Source organism: bacterium (genome assembly GCA_036504735.1).
In the GTDB taxonomy this organism is placed as follows: domain Bacteria; phylum Electryoneota; class RPQS01; order RPQS01; family RPQS01; genus DASXUQ01.
In genome coordinates, this window is record DASXUQ010000014.1 from 38702 (window position 1) to 56001 (window position 17300).

8 protein-coding genes, 2 tRNA genes and 3 rRNA genes are annotated in these 17300 nt (G+C 56.2%); 10 read left to right on the top strand and 3 right to left on the bottom strand.

The genetic code is table 11. The features are described from left to right. Positions 1-9: 9 nt before the first annotated feature. On the top strand, positions 10-1719 hold the full coding sequence (locus VGL38_12085; GenBank protein HEY3296168.1) for an AMP-dependent synthetase/ligase: 1710 nt from the start codon (positions 10-12) through the stop codon (positions 1717-1719). Here the strand turns inward: VGL38_12085 and VGL38_12090 are convergent. After that, positions 1716-2942 (bottom strand): MFS transporter, encoded by a 1227-nt coding sequence (locus VGL38_12090; GenBank protein HEY3296169.1) that lies wholly within the window; start codon positions 2940-2942, stop codon positions 1716-1718. The genes VGL38_12085 and VGL38_12090 overlap by 4 nt on opposite strands. Positions 2943-2952: 10 nt before the next feature. Here VGL38_12090 and VGL38_12095 point away from each other — a divergent pair, with 10 nt between their 5' ends. Beyond that, entirely contained in the window at positions 2953-3957 is a 1005-nt protein-coding gene (locus VGL38_12095) for a D-2-hydroxyacid dehydrogenase (GenBank protein ID HEY3296170.1), read from the top strand. Between the two features lie 67 nt (positions 3958-4024). Here VGL38_12095 and VGL38_12100 read toward each other — a convergent pair whose 3' ends face one another. Both VGL38_12100 and VGL38_12105 read right to left on the bottom strand, forming a co-directional pair. Beyond that, positions 4025-5701: a S8/S53 family peptidase gene (locus VGL38_12100; GenBank protein ID HEY3296171.1), complete on the bottom strand. Its 1677-nt coding sequence runs from the start codon at positions 5699-5701 to the stop codon at positions 4025-4027. 24 nt (positions 5702-5725) lie between these two features. Next, a complete protein-coding gene (locus tag VGL38_12105) occupies positions 5726-6580 on the bottom strand; it encodes a hypothetical protein (protein ID HEY3296172.1) in 855 nt (284 codons plus the stop codon). Positions 6581-7233: 653 nt separating this feature from the next. Here VGL38_12105 and VGL38_12110 point away from each other — a divergent pair. The 8 genes from VGL38_12110 to VGL38_12145 all read left to right on the top strand — a co-directional run bounded on the left by VGL38_12110 (position 7234) and on the right by VGL38_12145 (position 17244). Further along, positions 7234-8763 (top strand): 16S ribosomal RNA (locus tag VGL38_12110). Between the two features lie 201 nt (positions 8764-8964). Continuing rightward, a tRNA-Ile gene (locus VGL38_12115) sits at positions 8965-9038 on the top strand. 69 nt (positions 9039-9107) lie between these two features. Next, a tRNA-Ala gene (locus VGL38_12120) sits at positions 9108-9180 on the top strand. 369 nt (positions 9181-9549) lie between these two features. Further along, a 23S ribosomal RNA gene (locus VGL38_12125) occupies positions 9550-12482 on the top strand. A 200-nt stretch (positions 12483-12682) separates the two neighbouring features. Beyond that, positions 12683-12799, top strand: a 5S ribosomal RNA gene (gene rrf / locus VGL38_12130). The 16S, 23S and 5S rRNA genes sit together here with 2 tRNA genes alongside, the layout of an rRNA operon. 196 nt (positions 12800-12995) lie before the next feature. Continuing rightward, the gene (locus tag VGL38_12135; GenBank protein ID HEY3296173.1) at positions 12996-14201 is read left to right on the top strand and encodes a glycosyltransferase family 39 protein; all 1206 of its coding nucleotides are present in this window, start codon (positions 12996-12998) and stop codon (positions 14199-14201) included. Between the two features lie 56 nt (positions 14202-14257). Further along, the gene (locus tag VGL38_12140) at positions 14258-15529 is read left to right on the top strand and encodes a glycosyltransferase family 39 protein (protein HEY3296174.1); all 1272 of its coding nucleotides are present in this window, start codon (positions 14258-14260) and stop codon (positions 15527-15529) included. Next, a complete protein-coding gene (locus VGL38_12145; protein ID HEY3296175.1) occupies positions 15526-17244 on the top strand; it encodes a capsule assembly Wzi family protein in 1719 nt (572 codons plus the stop codon). The genes VGL38_12140 and VGL38_12145 overlap by 4 nt, the downstream gene beginning before the upstream one ends. Positions 17245-17300 lie beyond the last annotated feature (56 nt).

The window sequence follows — 17300 nt, forward strand, 5'->3', positions numbered from 1 at the left end:
TGTGAGCTGATGCATTCCTTTCCTACATCCGCCTGGCGAATTCCCAAAACCATTACCGGTCTGTTAGCCCACGCCAAGCAGACCTGGCCCGATAGACCCTATCTGCAGATTCGCGTCGGCAACAGTCTGAATGCCCTCACTTATCGCGAGGTGGCGCTGCAATCCGAATCCTTGGCCCAACGCCTCATCGCGCGTAGCATCCATCCGGGTGACCGTGTGGCCCTGCTTGCCGAGAACCGTCCGGGATGGGTGACTGCCTATTTCGGAATCCTGCTGGCCGGCGGAGTCGTTGTGCCTATAGATTCCCTGATGTCGCCGACCGAAATCGCGTCGGTGCTGCGCATGGCCAATGCCCTGCTGCTGATTACCACCCGCAAGTTTCTCGATGCCGTCGAGCAGGTTCAGAGCGAAACCGGAGCGGTTCCTTTGGACACACTGCTGATCGATGAGCCGTTGGAGGTGGAAGTTTCCGACGGCAAAGACGGCCACTGGCTGCAATTGCCCAAAGCCAAGCCCGACGATTTGGCGGTGATTATCTTCACCTCGGGGACGACCGGTTTTTCCAAGGGGGTGATGCTCACCCATCTCAATCTCTGTTCTGACGTGCAGGGGATTGTGAATGCGGAGATCCTCGCGCCGGATGACAATTTCCATCTGCTATTGCCGCTGCACCACACCTACTCGGCGACCGTCAACATGCTCGGATCGCTGGCGCTGGGGGCGCGGGCGACCTTTGCCACCAGCTACAAATCGCGCGACATTCTCGATGACATCCGCATCGCGCGGGTCACCATGCTGGTGTGTGTGCCACAGGTTCTGGAAAATCTGATGATCGGCATCCGCCGCGCCATTCTGGATGCTCCACGGCACAAGCGCATGGCATTCCGTACAGTCTACGCACTTTCGGGGGGCTTGCACAAACTTGGACTGAACGCCGGATCGGTGATCTTCCGTGGCTTGCGCGAGAAGGCCAGTTTGCACAGCATCCGCCGCATGATTTCCGGCGGCGCCGCGCTGCGTCCCGAAGTCAACCGCTTCTTTGAGCATCTCGGCTTTCTGCTGCTGCAAGGCTATGGCCTGACGGAGACCAGCCCCGTGGCGACAGTGAATCCCCCGTGGCAAAACCGCATCGGTTCGGTGGGCATTGCCCTGCCGGGGGTGGAGGTCAAAATAGACAACCCCGACTCCAGCGGAATCGGGGAAATCTGTGTGCGCGGCGACTTGGTGATGCGCGGCTATTTCGAGAATCCCGAAGCCACAGCCCACGTCATGGAAGGCGGCTGGTTTCACACGGGAGATGCCGGGTACCTTGACCGCGACGGCTATCTGTTCATCACGGGCCGGATCAAGAACATCATCGTCACCGGCGGCGGAAAGAATGTCTATCCCGAAGAGATTGAGGCTGTGCTCAACATGTGCCCATGCGTGTTAGAATCGCTGGTGATCGGCTTCGAGCGCAGCAGGGGCGGGGGAGAGGAACTGGCTGCGCTGCTGGTGGTGGATCAGACCTATGTGGACGGCGAGCGCGAGCGCGGCAACGAGGTGGATGTCAACGCGGAACTGAAAAAGGCCGTAGACGATTACAACCAGTCCGTTCCACCCTACCGCAAAATTCGCCAATGGCAGATTCACCCCACCGAATTCGAGAAGACCTCCACAAGGAAGATAAGGCGGTATGTGTACAAAGATGCGGTGCAGCAGGAGAGCAAGGGAGCTTAGGCCGCTCTCCGCAAGTCTCCAATCGCCCAGCCAATCCCGCCTACAACCGCAGCACTCACGCCGATGACGGCGAAGAGGGCTTCGGTGGAGATCAGTTCGGTGGCGAAGCCGGTGAGGGAGCAACTGATGGCGGAGAGGCCGACGACGGTGAGATTGACGAGGCTGAAGATCCGACCCTGCAAATGAGCGGGGACTTCGGTCTGAATCAGCGTGGCGCGGGGGACGAGGATGAAGGGGATGCCGATGCTGTGGATGAACCACCAGATCATCGTTGAGGTGAGCGTGTCGGTGAAATAAAACGGCACAAAGGTGATGCCGTCCCAGATGATGGCGCACAGCAGCAACTTGCCGCGTGGAAACCGGGAGGCGTAGCGGTGCACAAGAAAACTCCCCGCGACCATGCCCAATGCGAAAGCTCCCTCGGTAGCGGCATACGCACCCGCGCCGAGTCCCAAATGCAGCCGCACATACAGCGGCGCGCCGACCAGCGCGGGACCCATGATAAACAGATTATCCACTGCGGTAATCCACAGCAGGCCGCGAATCAAACCATGCTGATGAGCATACGACAGCCCTTCGCGCACGGTCTGCAATGGTGCAAGCTTGGGAGCCGTTGTCACTTCGAGCGGACGAGGACGCAGCTTCAACAAAAAAAGCAGCGACACGAAAAAGGTTATCGCGTCGCCGTAGAATAAGCCGCTGATTTTTGCCCACGGGAGCATCGCCGCCGCCATGACCGGGCCGACAAAATAGGCAAAGCCATAGGAACCCTGCAAGAGGGAACTGGAGCGAGTGAGGTCTTCGTGCTCCACGACCTGCGGAATCACCGACTCTCGCGCGGGGTAAAACAGGGTGGTGAAGAGTGCAATGCAGAAGGCCAGCAGCCCGAGCAGCATGCCGGTCATCATGCCCATCAGATAGAGCGTAGGAATCAAGGCCACCAGCGCCACCCGCGCGGCATCGGAGAAGATCATCACGCGCTTGCGATCCATGCGGTCCACCAGCGCGCCGGCGAAAACGCCGAAGATCACCGACGGCAGATACTGCGCCATGCCAATCAGTCCCGTGGCGATCTTGGAGCCGGTCAGCTCATAGATCAGCCACATGATCGCCACCTGGTGCAGGGAATCCCCGGCGGTGGAAATCAATCCGGCTGCCCAGAGCGGCCAGAGCCCGCGTGGAACCCACGTCCGGCGCGTTACACGTTGTTCAGCAAGTGTCAAAGGATAATCCGTGTCCCATACAGTTAGAGAGAACGAGACGATCACCATCGTCTCGTTTGCGTCACAGAATCCCGAACGGCAGGCGGAATTGAAGAGCGGGGTAGAGAGGGTCTTGAGTGGCCGCCCGCACAATCTGCATTTTTCCCGCGACGAAGCCTCTGCCATGGCCGATCTGCGCGAGGCCCAGATTCTGCTCACGTACCGCCAGCGGTTTGTAGAGGCGCTGGTTCACGCGGCGCCGAATCTTCGCTGGGTGCACGTGGGCGACGCGGGAGTGGAGCAGTGCTTCTTCCCGGCGTTTCTTGAACGCGGCGCGGTGCTCACCAATTCCAGCGGCATTCACGGGCAGTACATGTCCGAGTGGACCCTCGCCATGCTGCTCTACATTTCGCAGCGTCTCGCCGAAGTGGAGGCCTGGCGCGCCGATCACGACTGGAAGCGGCACAAGGACCCCATCGTCACCAGCCGTTTTCTGATCGAAGGCAAGAAGGCGTTGATCGTCGGCTACGGAGAAATTGGCAAGGCCGTCGCACAGAAGCTGCTGGCTTTGGGTGTGGCCTGCGAAGGCATCGTCTCCCGTTTCCGGCCTGCGGCTATCCCCCTGCATACCACGCGGAAGTTGCCCGAAATCCTTCGTTACTTCGACATCGTAGTCATCGCGACACCGCTTACGCCGGAAACGGAGAACCTCTTCAACCGGGACATGCTGCAGCGCATGAAACCCGGATCGATTCTGGTGAACCTCGCGCGGGGCAAAGTCACCGACGAAGCCGCGCTGATGGAGGTGTTGCGGAATGGTCCCTTAGCTTACGCCGCGCTGGACGTTTTTGCCGAGGAGCCGCTCCCTGCCGAGTCGCCTCTCTTTGCCATTCCCAATCTGGTGATGACACCGCACATCTCCGGCAACTTTCCGGAATACACTCAGCGCGTGCATGACCTCTTCCTCCAGAACCTCGAGCGCTTTGCAAACGGCAAGCCGCTGCTGCATGTGGTAGACCGGGCGAAAGGCTACTGAAGCCAAAAGTCAAAAAACTTAAAAGCCAAAACGGGAACCTTCTCGTTTTGGCTTTTTGCTCTTGGCGCTATTTCAGAATGACCATTTTCTGAATGGCGTGTCCTGCCGTTCCTTCGAATCTTACGAAGTAAATTCCTGTCGTAAAGCCTTCGGTATTCAAGGCAAGGTGCTGCTCTCCGGCAGCCCATTTTGTTTGCGGCCAGGTGAACGCCTCGCGTCCGAGAACATCATAGACGGTTAGTCTGCCGCTGCCGTTGCTGGGCAGCGTGAGCGTGAGTGTCGCCGTGCCATTGACCGGATTGGGATAGGTGGACAGAAGCACCGGCGAGTTCGGAACGGGATTGGGCGTGACGGGAACCGCATCGAAGATGTAATCCGCCGCGGCGAGGGCATTCATGATTCCCCAGCCGAAATCATTATTCGCGCTATCGGCCATGGAGGCGGTTTGCATCATCGCATGGCGCACCATCTGCGCCGTCCATGTCGGATGCGCTTCCATAATCAGCGCCGCTGCGCCGGAGACAATCGGTGTCGACAAAGATGTTCCCGCGGCAAAGCCGTAGTTGTCCTGCGTGTGGGCCTCTGCCCACAGTACCCATGTTCCCTGCGCGGAAATGTCCGGTTTGATGCGGCCATCTCCGGTCGGACCGGGCGAGGAAAACCCGGCGATTTCCCCCGTGGTGTCCACCGCGCCGACTGCCAGAATCGAATCCGCGTCCGCCGGCGTGACGATATGATTCCAGGAGGAAAACCGTTCATTGCCGGCGGCGGTGACGCACAATATTCCGTGCGCCGCGGCGACTTCGAGACCGCGCGTGGTGGTGGCGGTATGGCCGTTCAGGTCAGGAAACGGGTACCAGAAATCCGGTGCTTCGCCGATGTAGCCGAGGCTTGACGAGGTGATATCCGCGCCCAGGCTGTCCGCCCAGTGCAGCGCCTCCACATAGTAATCTTCTTCAGCGTGCGTCTCCGTCGGCACCCATTCGGTTTTGGCGCAGAGAAAATCGGCGCCGAAGGCCGGACCCACCAGCATGCTGTCGCGATAGCCGCCGCACACCGACAGTGTTCCCGTGCCGTGGCCGCTTTGTCCTGCGCTGTCTTCGCCGGCCACATCTTGAACGGTAGTGTCGCGGTGAATAAAATCGTACTTTGCCACGACGTGCAGACTATCAAAGGCGCGGTGATACAGTTCGTAGCCGGTATCGAGGAAGCAGATCAGGACGCCACGTCCGGAGAGCCCGCGGTGATGCAACTCCGGAATATGCGACATTGCGTATTGATGCAGCGAAAGCCCGTAATTCGGATCATCAAGCGTCCCTTGCGCGCGCGTCGGATGCTCATTCATGCCGGTCTTTCGCAGATGGAACTGCTCGAGGGTCTGCACGCCGTCCATTTCCCGGATTGCGGCAAACTGTTGGGGCGTCGCCTCAATGCTGACGGCATTCAGCCACGGGCTCACCGTGCGGATTCGTGCGCCCGTAGACCGTATCTGCTCCACATAGCGGGCGCTGACCGGAAGATCATAGTTATCGGCCAGCGGAACATGATTCTTGATCCGCCGCGCAAGCGCGCGCGGAGTGAGAGTCTGTTCTGCCTGCTGCAGGGCCAACTGCCGCTCGGCGGGGGAGAGCCCTTTGTCGCGGAGATAGACCCAGTAACGCGCGGTATCATCCGCGGCATGTGCGGTACAGACCATCAGCAGTAGCGCCAGCGCCGACAGGGCCGGCAGTCTCCGGATCAACATGGTCGTTGTCCTTATTCAGTAGTTCTATATGCGATAACCGATTCCCAGTACCCAACGGGTCTCACCGTGCTTTGTCGCCGGGAGTTCCCAGCCACCTTCCACCCGCATTCCGGCCTTCATATTGCCTACGGCCGCGCCCAGTGCGATGCGGTGCTGCGCTCCTGCGATGTACCCTCCGCGCACGATGCCGTAGCCGCCCAGCGGAACCTCCGCCCCATAATGGGATGTACCGTAGTGGAAATTGAAGTTCTTGCCCGTTTCGTTGCCCCGCCATTCATAGGCAATCACCACTCCCGAAGAGGGCGAGAGAAAGGCTCCTCCCACCCGCAGACGCCGTGGAACAAGGTCGCTTCCGCCGCCGAACGCGCGTTCGATGGACGCGCCGGCGCGAAAACTTTCGAAGGTCTGCAAAAAGGTCACATCGCCGATGGTCTTCCAACCACCGCTTACTCCGGCGATATTGGAGGATACATAAGGCAGGCGCATCACCAGCCCGAAATGGGTAGTGGAGGTGACGTCGAGACTTGTACCTGTGTAAGGAACATAATAGACCGGTTGGCGTTTCTCGGTCCAGCCCTGCGTCCACATTCCCATACCGAAGGCCTGTCCCTTATCCGAACCGGGATTGGAGAGGGCGACACCCATCTGATCGGGTCCGGCGTGGGTCACCGAACCATAGAAGAGGTCATATCCGACTTGCGTGAGGGTTCGCAGCCCGCTGGGATTCAGGAATCCGGCGGTCGGATCATCGGCCACCGCCACGAAGGCGCCGGCCATGCCGATAATGCGAGGACTCTCGGGCAGCGCCAAGGTCTGAACTTGGCGGGCGAGGCCCAATAAGGGCAATAACAGCCCAAGGAAAAGAATTAAGCACTTCATATCAACAAGTTAGCAAAAGCCCTCCCAAATGCAAGACTTCTTGGAGTTGTCATTCAAAAACCCTATATTGGCTCCGCTCTGGAACCTCCGTCTGGAGGGGAAAGTATATATAAGTCCATGAGTGAAGCAATGGCGCGAGCCATTGTGGCGTGGAGCCTCCTGCAACTGCGGACGACCGGATTTCGATATTCGATCTGGGGCAGAGACAGGGAACCGGCCAGTAGAAATATAATTGCTGCCGGGAACTTTCCTGAAGGGTCGGCGTATTACAGAGACGTGAGGGAAATTAACCCCTCAAATGTGGGTCTTTTTTAAGCTTACCAAGTTGTCCGAAAAGGACATCGCCTCCCCGCCAAACAGCCTCCCTTTTTCACATAAGTTTGTATAACTTGATCTTAGTGCAAAAGGCAGGGCAAGAGGCGGCGAAAAAAGGTAAAAAATTGGTAAAAGAGGGTCTTGACAAATCGCGTTCAAAACCCTATATTAGACCCGCTTGAAACAAATACGGTGTCGGCGGCAAATGCCGAAAGACATGGCAAGCTGATCCAAAATTTGACTGTTCTTTGACAAAAGGAAGATGTGCGTGCCTGATGGAACCTTTTAAGGTGAAGTCAGAGGTCCTTGAAATTCTAGCTCAAAATCTCTGTAAAATTACAACGGAGAGTTTGATCCTGGCTCAGGACGAACGCTGGCGGCGTGCTTAACACATGCAAGTCGAACGGACTATAGCAATATAGTTAGTGGCGAACGGGTGAGTAACACGTGACTAATCTGCCCCGGAGTGGGGAAAAACGGAGGGAAACTTCCGCTAATACCGCATGTTGAGACGGGTTCGCATGGAACTGTCTTGAAAGATTTATCGCTCCGGGATGAGGTCGCGCCCCATTAGCTTGTTGGCGGGGTAATGGCCCACCAAGGCGACGATGGGTAGCTGGTCTGAGAGGATGATCAGCCACACTGGGACTGAGATACGGCCCAGACTCCTATGGGAGGCAGCAGTGAGGAATATTGCGCAATGGGCGAAAGCCTGACGCAGCAACGCCGCGTGAAGGATGAAGGTTCTTTGAATTGTAAACTTCTGTAGGGAGGGACGAATTGCCTGGTTTTGCCGGGCCTGACGGTACCTCCAAAGTAAGCACCGGCTAACTCCGTGCCAGCAGCCGCGGTAATACGGAGGGTGCAAGCGTTGTCCGGATTCACTGGGTGTAAAGGGCGTGTAGGCGGGAGCATGTGTCAGGAGTGAAATCGCGCGGCTTAACCGTGTCAATTGCTTCTGAAACTGTGCTTCTTGAATGCGAGAGAGGTAGATGGAATTCCAGGTGTAGCGGTGGAATGCGTAGATATCTGGAAGAACACCGGTGGCGAAGGCGGTCTACTGGCTCGTGATTGACGCTGAGGCGCGAAAGTGTGGGGAGCAAACAGGATTAGATACCCTGGTAGTCCACACCATAAACGATGGTTACTAGATGTCGGAGGATTCGACCCCTTCGGTATCGACGCTAACGCATTAAGTAACCCACCTGGGGAGTACGCTCGCAAGGGTGAAACTCAAAGGAATTGACGGGGGCCCGCACAAGCGGTGGAGCATGTGGTTTAATTCGATGCAACGCGAAGAACCTTACCTGGGCTCGAAGTGCCGTGTAAACCCATGAAAGTGGGCTACTCCCGCAAGGGAGACGCGGTATAGGTGCTGCATGGCTGTCGTCAGCTCGTGTCGTGAGATGTTAGGTTAAGTCCTGCAACGAGCGCAACCCTTGTCCTTAGTTGCTAACAGGTTATGCTGAGAACTCTAAGGAGACTGCCGACGTTAAGTCGGAGGAAGGTGGGGATGACGTCAAGTCCTCATGGCCCTTACGTCCAGGGCTACACACGTGCTACAATGGCCGGTACAGAGCGTCGCAAGACCGCAAGGTGGAGCTAATCGCAAAAAACCGGTCTCAGTTCAGATTGCACTCTGCAACTCGAGTGCATGAAGTCGGAATCGCTAGTAAACGCGGATCAGCAGGTCGCGTTGAATACGTTCCCGGGCCTTGTACACACCGCCCGTCACACCATGGGAGTCGGAAGGACCCAAAGGGCCCGAGCCAACCGTAAGGGGGCAAGGCCTCAAGGTCAGGCCGATGACTGGGGTGAAGTCGTAACAAGGTAGCCGTATCGGAAGGTGCGGCTGGATCACCTCCTTTCTAAGGAGCAATCTACGGTGCTACACTCTTCGGAGTTCGCACACGATAGATAAGGTCGAAACCCTGATCTCAGGTTCTACGGAACCAACCTTTAAGATTTCTCAGACCGCACATCTTCCTTTTTGATTTTTTCCTTTTCGCCGAGCAGAGTGTCGGATCGAAAATGGCCGGCGAAAGTCGGCCATTCCCTTTCGCACGTTGGGGCCTGTAGCTCAGTTGGTTAGAGCGCACGGCTGATAACCGTGAGGTCACAAGTTCAAATCTTGTCAGGCCCACGACGATTTAGCCGAGCGCAAACTGACGCCACAGCTGGAGTCGTGGCAGAGACATCTGCCCGGATTCACGGGGCGTTAGTTCAGCTGGGAGAACGCCGGCTTTGCAAGCCGGAGGTCATCGGTTCGATCCCGATACGCTCCACATCGTGAGCGTATTTCTTTCTGATCGAAAAGGATAGTTGCCGTTGTCGTAATGGGCGGCGGTATGATGCACGCAGTGATCTTTCTTAGATGATTTTTCGCAGCCGGTCGCAGGACCGGTCGTGACGAATAGACGATTATCCACTGATGTCGCCCTGGCGGCAACCCAGTGAGGCCGATTATCGGCTTGATCTTTGACAATTGGAAACAGCAACGTTATTCGACGAGGATAACGTTGCGTACGAGATTCTCGAGAAAACCAACGAGGTCTAATATCGACCTCGCTAAAAAATAGATATTGCTCAGTAATGAGCTGAGAACGAAAGCTGCTTGGGACAATTTGTCTATCTGTAAAGCAGAATAGTTTTTCGGTCAAGCTACTAAGAGCGTTAGGCGGATGCCTAGGCACAGGAAGGCTATGAAGGACGTGGTAAGCTGCGATAAGCGTCGGAGAGGAGCAAACATCCTTAGACCCGGCGATTTCCGAATGGGGAAACCCGGTGTGGGTCATGCCACATCATCAAATGAAGCCAACTGCGGGAACTGAAACATCTAAGTACCGCAAGGAAAAGAAATCAACCGAGATTGCCCAAGTAGCGGCGAGCGAACGGGCAATAGCCTAAACCTGCGTTGTGTCAAGCTTTGCGGCGTTGCAACGTGGGGGTCATGGGACCGGCATGGGTCGCGCAAACGGCCTGATGGAGTTACAAAGTCTGTGGGTAACCGAAGGTTCTGGAAAGAGCCGGCATAGAAGGTGACACCCCCGTAGGTAAAACTTACAGACCTCCAGCCAAAGTCCCGAGTAGGGCGGGGCACGTGGAACCCTGCTTGAAGTTGGGTGGACCATCATCCAAGGCTAAATACTCTCCTGTGACCGATAGTGAACCAGTACCGTGAGGGAAAGGTGAAAAGCACCCCGGGAGGGGAGTGAAATAGTACCTGAAACCTAACGCTTACAAACTGTCGGAGCCTTTATGGGGCAACTCATAGGGGTGACGGCGTACCTTTTGCATAATGGTCTGGCGAGTTGCTCGTCACTGGCAAGGTTAAGTGTCGTAGACACGGAGCCGTAGCGAAAGCGAGTCTGAATAGGGCGCATAAGTCAGTGGCGGCAGACGCGAAGCCGGGTGATCTACCCATGAGCAGGATGAAGTTCAAGTAACATTGAATGAAGGTCCGAACTAATTCGAGTTGAAAATCGATTGGATGACTTGTGGGTAGGGGTGAAAGGCTAATCAAACTCGGAGATAGCTCGTACTCCCCGAAACACATCGAGGTGTGACCTCAAGTAATAACTGCCGGAGGTAGAGCACAGGAAGGGTTAGGGCCGTCACAACGGTACCGTCCCCTACCTAACTCCGAATGCCGGTCAGTCGTATCTTGGGAGCCAGCCCACGTGAGATAAGTTGCGTGGACGAGAGGGGGAGAACCCAGACCGCCAATTAAGGTCCCTAAGTGTTACTTAAGTGATTGTAAAGAGGTGGATCAACATAGACAACCAGGATGTTGGCTTAGAGGCAGCCACCATTTAAAGAGTGCGTAATAGCTCACTGGTCAAGTAGATCTGCGCTGAAAATCCTCGGGGCTCAAAGTAACCACCGAAATTGCGGGATCGGCGAAAGTCGATCGGTAGGGGAGCATTCCAGTCGCCAGTGAAGCAGCGTCGTGAGTCGCTGTGGAGGTTCTGGAAGTGATTATGCCAGAATAAGTAGTGAGAAAACGGGTGGGAAACCCGTTCACCGAAAACCTAAGGTTTCCTGAGTTAAGGTAATCTACTCAGGGTGAGCCGGCCCCTAAGCCACAGCCGAAAGGCGTAGGTGATGGGAATCGGGTTAATAATCCCGAGCCGCCAAAAGCTCGTTTGTACGATGGGGTGACGCAGGAGTGAAAGGTCAGCCAGCGACTGGTTGTGCTGGTTTAAGGACGTAGGCTGTGTTGTAGGCAAATCCGCAACACGTCAGGCCGAAATCTGAATAGGAGGGCTTAGCCCACAAACTGACCCTAATCATGCTGCCAGGAAAAACCTCTAAGGAGAGTTGAGGCGACCGTACCGTAAACCGACACAGGTAGGTGAGGAGAATATCCTAAGGTGCTCGAGAGAACCATGGTTAAGGAACTCGGCCAACTAACCCCGTAACTTCGGAAGAAGGGGTACCGGCGCAAGCCGGTCACAGTAAAGAGGCCCAGGCGACTGTTTACCAAAAACACAGGACTCTGCGAAGTCGTAAGACGACGTATAGGGTCTGACACCTGCCCGGTGCTGGAAGGTTAAGGGGATCTGTCATGGCGCAAGCTAGAAGCAGTGAACCGAAGCCCCAGTAAACGGCGGCCGTAACTATAACGGTCCTAAGGTAGCGAAATTCCTTGTCGGGTAAGTTCCGACCTGCACGAATGGTGTAACGATCTGGGCGCTGTCTCGACCATGGACTCGACGAAATTGCAATCTCAGTGAAGATACTGGGTACCCGCGGCAGGACGGAAAGACCCCGTGGACCTTTACTATACCCTGACACTGATGTCTAGCTTCGGATGTGTAGGATAGGTGGGAGGCTGTGAAGCCGGTGCGCTAGCATCGGTGGAGCCAACGTTGAAATACCACCCTTCCGCTGTTGGATGTCTAACCTAGGCTTTAGGCCAGGGACACTGTCAGGCGGGTAGTTTGACTGGGGCGGTCGCCTCCCAAAATGTAACGGAGGCGCCCAAAGGTTCCCTCAGCACGGTCGGCAATCGTGCGTAGAGTGCAAAGGCATAAGGGAGCTTGACTGCGAGACAAACAAGTCGAGCAGGTGGGAAACCAGGGCTTAGTGATCCGGCGGTAGAATATGGAATTGCCGTCGCTCATCGGATAAAAGGTACCCCGGGGATAACAGGCTTATCGCCGCCAAGAGTTCACATCGACGCGGCGGTTTGGCACCTCGATGTCGGCTCGTCACATCCTGGGGCTGGAGAAGGTCCCAAGGGTTTGGCTGTTCGCCAATTAAAGTGGCACGCGAGCTGGGTTCAGAACGTCGTGAGACAGTTCGGTCCCTATCCGCCGTGGGCGCAGGTTTCTTGAGGGGAGCTGTACTTAGTACGAGAGGACCGGTATGGACGAACCTCTAGTGTACCAGTTGTCACGCCAGTGGCATGGCTGGGTAGCTACGTTCGGATCGGATAAACGCTGAAAGCATCTAAGTGTGAAACCGACCCCAAGATTAGGAAACCCTGAAGACCCCTCGTAGATGACGAGGTTGATAGGCCACAGGTGCAAGTGCAGCAATGCATTCAGCCGAGTGGTACTAATAGGTCGTTCGGCTTGACCGATTTTTAATTCTCTTTAAAGATGGTCAAGTTGTCCCCAGCGGCTTTCGAAAATGGGTTTTTACTTCGTACGCAAGAGCTTGTCTTTTGCTGTTTCCAATTGTTGAGTTTCTGCGGCTGATGCGGAAGAGTCCCAAGCCCCTCACGGGTGCTTCACCTTCCCAGCCGCATTGCTTTGAGCCGCCTGTGGCGGCCAACGGCTTTCCGCTAACCATAGAGAGAGGGAAACACCTCTTCCCATTCCGAACAGAGAAGTTAAGACTCTCATCGCCGATGGTACTTGGCGGGCAACTGCCTGGGAGAGTAGGTCGTTAGCGGGAATTTTCTTTCAAACACCCCAATCATGATGGTTGGGGTGTTTGCTTTTTAGCGCAGAAGGCATAAATTACGAAAAACCCAAGCCGCCGAAAACTTCTATCTCTTGTGGTGCGAACCCCGTTGGCCCTACTGCGATCCCTTCCGGTCCGGACCCAGATCTGGATCCTTTTTGTCTTCGGATTGGCTGCGCGCACTGCTGTGAGCCTCTTTTTCGCGGACAACCATAGTCTGTATTTCGAGCATATGCTCATTGCGCGGAACCTTCTGGAGGGAAAGGGCTATTCGTGGGATGAGTGGGGCCGGGCGGCGCTGCAATCCAGTTCGATGATTCCGCCGCTATACGTGTATTGGTGTGCTTTCTTTCAGTGGCTGTCCCCTGCGAATTTTCTTCCGATGTATCTTGGGCAGGCGGTGATCGCCGCGACGGGATGTTTCCCTGCCTATCGCCTCGGCAAGAGACTGTTCTCCGAGCGCGCGGGGCTACTGTTTGCCGCCTGCTATGCCTTTTACCCCGAACTGGTGTTTATTCATTCGAAGGCTGTTGCGGAATCTATTTATGTCGTAATGGTTCTGTGGATGATAGAAAGGTATGCGGCCCTGCGGGAAGAGCCGCCAGGATCACGACGCGCTGTGAAGATTGCCGTGTTTGTCGGTGCCCTAAGCGGGACGGCCATGCTGGTCAAAGAGGCCGCCGGAATTGTGGCCATCGCCATCGTACTGGCGCTGCTGCTCCGATTCCGCGCGCGGATTACTGCGATCCGCAGCCATATGCTGCCGGCGCTGGCCGCAATGGCTCTGGTGATGTGTCCGTGGATTGTTCGCAACGCGATTGTCCAGGGAGAGTTCATTCCGATCCGCACCGCCTTCGGCATTAACTGGTGGGTCGCCAATCACCCGGGCGCGGCGGGGAATGACCGCTATGCGGATGGCACCTATGTGATGTCATCGCTGCCGAAGGACTACGCGGATTATTTGAACCGTATTCTTCCCTTCGACGAACAGGATCGAGATCGTGTCTACGCAGAGGAAGTGCTGAGGTTCATCAGACAGCACCCTTCGGAGTATCTTGCGCTGTGTGGGAAGCGGTTCGTGTACTGGATTTGGTTTGTATCCGGCCATCAACTGGCAAAGAACCCCGTTTATCGGGCATCGTGGATCGCGTTACTGGCCCTGTCGATTCCGGGGCTGGTTTGCGCAGCACGTCGACACCTCCTCGATCCGGTTTTCTCTTTAAGCCTATTGGGATACATGCTGCTGTATGTTCCTACGACAGTCCTTCCTCGCTATCGTGTGGTGACTACCACCATCCTCCTGCTGTTCGCTGCCGTGGCGATTGATGGCATTGCGCGTTACGTGGAGGCGCGATCAAAGGCCTCTGCGCTGAGCAGCCCTCCTCCCGCCTGATGCCATCGTCTTCCTAAGGTGCCATTGCTTTCATCTCGGGACCAAATCACATTCCCATGAAATCTCTCCTGTCTCGGTTGAGCCCCCGCTTTGTCCCGATGCACATCCTCGCGATCTTCCTGTTTGCACTGATCGCGCGGGAGGCGGTTACGTTTCTTGTGGCGGAGTTGGACAAGACCTTTGAGTATCAACTTATCGCTGCGAATCTTGTGAATGGGCTTGGGATGTCGTGGAATGAGTGGGGCCGGTTGCCGTTACAGCCCACGGCTCTCTTTCCGCCGCTTTACATCTACTGGTGTGCCTTTTTCATTTGGATTTTCGGCCAGAGCAACTTAGTAATGTTCGTTGTGCAGGCTGTGGTGTCCGCTTCCGGATGCCTGCCTGCCTATCTGGTCGGCAGACGGATGTTCTCGCCTCGGATCGGCACGCTGTTCGCTGTCGCTTATGCGGTGTATCCGGAGATGATGTACGTGCATTCCCGCGCCACACCCGAATTCCTGTATGTGGTCATCTGCCTGTGGGTGCTTCATCTCTATCTGCTCTTGGCCGACAACGACGTCGTATCACGTGACTTCGTAAAGCATGCGTGGATCCTCGGATTCCTGACAGGTGCGGGGCTGTTGGTTCGCGAAGGAGTTCTCATCGTCAGTGGGGCTGCGGGGCTCTCGCTGATAATGAAAAAACGTCCGGTCGGTCTGGTTATCAAAAACCTTGTTTTGCCCGTGGCGCTCGCTACGATGCTTGTGCTGGCTCCTTGGACGATTCGCAATTGGATTGTCCAAGGGCGCTTCATCCCGCTGCGCTCCGCATATGGTCTCAATTTGTGGATGGGGAATCATGAAGAGGCCACCGGTACGGATAAGACCATGGACGGGCGCTATCAAATGGGATTGCTTTGGGAGAAGAACCGGGAATACTACGCCCGGACCATTCCCAATGACGAATACGACCGGAACCAGTTCTATCGCAATGAAGCCCTGGAGTATATCCGGACCCATCCCCGGCACTACATGATGTTGACTGCGAAACGCCTCTGGTACTTTGTCTGGTTCGACCCTACTCATCCGCTGGCAAAGAACCGAATCTACCGGGCATCCTATATGCTGCTGCTAATTCTTGCGATCCCCGGGATCGTGCAGGCCGCGAGAGCGCGCAAATTGGATGCGGCCCTTGTGATCGCATTCGCGGGATTTCTGCTTTTATATGTCCCGGTGATTATCCTGCCGCGCTATCGCATTGTTCCAATGATGTTCCTGCTACTTATGGCCAGTGTGGCCGTGGACTGGATAATCCAAAGATATCTGGCAGGACAGAGGAGACGCACATGAGCGGACGATATGGGTTTGCTTCGCGATGCCTCACGGCCATCGTGTTGGTTCTGGCAACGGCATTGATGACATTTGCCGACGAGTCTACTCAATACCTGCAATTCCCGCTGGTTGATCATCCGGCGTACGATTACTTCAGCCGGCTGGAGACGTCGCAGGATGTCCCGCTGTTTTCCGGAACGCGGCCCTATCTGGGATTTGTATATCATCCGCGGCGGCTTCCGGAGGAGGCGTCGCGTTCCTGTGAGGCGCGGCGGTATCTGGCGGAAGGCTCGGGCAATATGTTTATCGTCGGGCAGTTCCGTGATGAACCTCGAGAGTCCTCTTGGAATGCAGTGAAGGACAAGCTACCCTTCGGCCTGCGCAGGGCATCGTGGCTCTACGAGAGTGGCTTTCATCTGGCGAGTTGGGAATACGATTCCACGCTGGCCGCCTCAATTCAACCGGTATATGGTCTCGATGTGATTCGCACGGACAGTGCGGACAGAACCATCAAACGATTTGCCGGTGGCCTGCGGGTTGAAGGCGGCTACGCCCAGCGCCTGCACTTCATGGTGGATTTCCGTGACTATACGGAATCGGGGAATGGTTCGTATCTGGGTGATGCCATTGGCCGGGGGCGGCTTTATGAAGACCGCTGGGGGCTGGTGGAACTCGGCGACAGCAGCTCGAAGCCCATGTCCACCTCATACAACATCTCCGAGTCCTTCCTGCAGTACTACGGTCAAAATCTTTCGCTTGCGGCGGGAAGAGGCCGCTTTCGCTGGGGACCGGCGCAGTTCGGGTCGCTGTTTCTGAACTCGCAGATGCCCCCATTCGACTATGTCCGCTTTGACGCCGCCATCGAGGCGCAGCACAGCGACGCCGCTGTGTATTACACGTTCCTGCACGGCTGGCTCGAATCGGATCTGCCGGCGGAAACGTTGTATGTCAATCCGGGGGGACGTCCGCGCACGCTGGATGCGGCCAAGTATTTGAGCGCGCAGCGGCTGGAGCTTCGCCCGTTCCGAAATCTACTGTTCGGTCTGTCCCAGGGCATTGTCTATGGGGATCGCCCGGTTCAGCTTGGTTATGTGACCCCGTTGAACTTTCTGTACAGCGTGCAGCACTCCATGAACGACAAAGACAATTTCGTTCTCGGAATGGATGGGACGTGGCGCCCCGTACGCGGCATGAAGTTTTACAGTGAGCTGTTCTTCGACGACATTACCGTATCGGCGCTGACCACCGCCAGGGGCACGAACAAGTCCGCCTACACGGTGGGCACACAGCTCATGCTGCCCCACCCCTTCTTTGAACATTTCGACGCCCGGGTGGAATACACCAAGATCCGGCCATTTGTCTATTCGCACATTTTTGCCGCCAATGTATATACCCACTGGACGTCACCCATCGGGTATACCCGGCAGCCGAACAGCGAATTCCTGACCGCGGAATTGCGGGCGGTGTTCTATCCGCTGGAGGTGGCCGTGCATATTGTCCATCAGAATCACGGCAGCGTCGGCGGAAACATCTACACGCCGCTCTACGAGAACAGCCAGACGAATGTCTACAAATTTCTGTCGGGCGACTTGGTGCGGACGACCCGCGCCGGATTGCAGGCTTCCTGCGAAGTGCTGCCCAACCTGTTTGTCTTTGCATCGGGAACGCAGGTGAAGACGACGGCCAAGCCGGATCGCGTGGAGTTGGAAGGCGGTTTCAGTTGGAATCGCTGAGGCCGATAACGAGTGTAGGAGCGAGGTCCAAAAGAACCATCGTGTGGCCTGTTGAG

Coding starts and splice junctions, on each gene's coding strand:
- VGL38_12105 (HEY3296172.1), bottom strand. CDS start 6,580: ATGAAGTGCTTAATTCTTTTCCTTGGGCTGTTATTGCCCTTATTGGGC.
- VGL38_12100 (HEY3296171.1), bottom strand. CDS start 5,701: ATGTTGATCCGGAGACTGCCGGCCCTGTCGGCGCTGGCGCTACTGCTG.
- VGL38_12085 (HEY3296168.1), top strand. CDS start 10: ATGCATTCCTTTCCTACATCCGCCTGGCGAATTCCCAAAACCATTACC.
- VGL38_12140 (HEY3296174.1), top strand. CDS start 14,258: ATGAAATCTCTCCTGTCTCGGTTGAGCCCCCGCTTTGTCCCGATGCAC.
- VGL38_12145 (HEY3296175.1), top strand. CDS start 15,526: ATGAGCGGACGATATGGGTTTGCTTCGCGATGCCTCACGGCCATCGTG.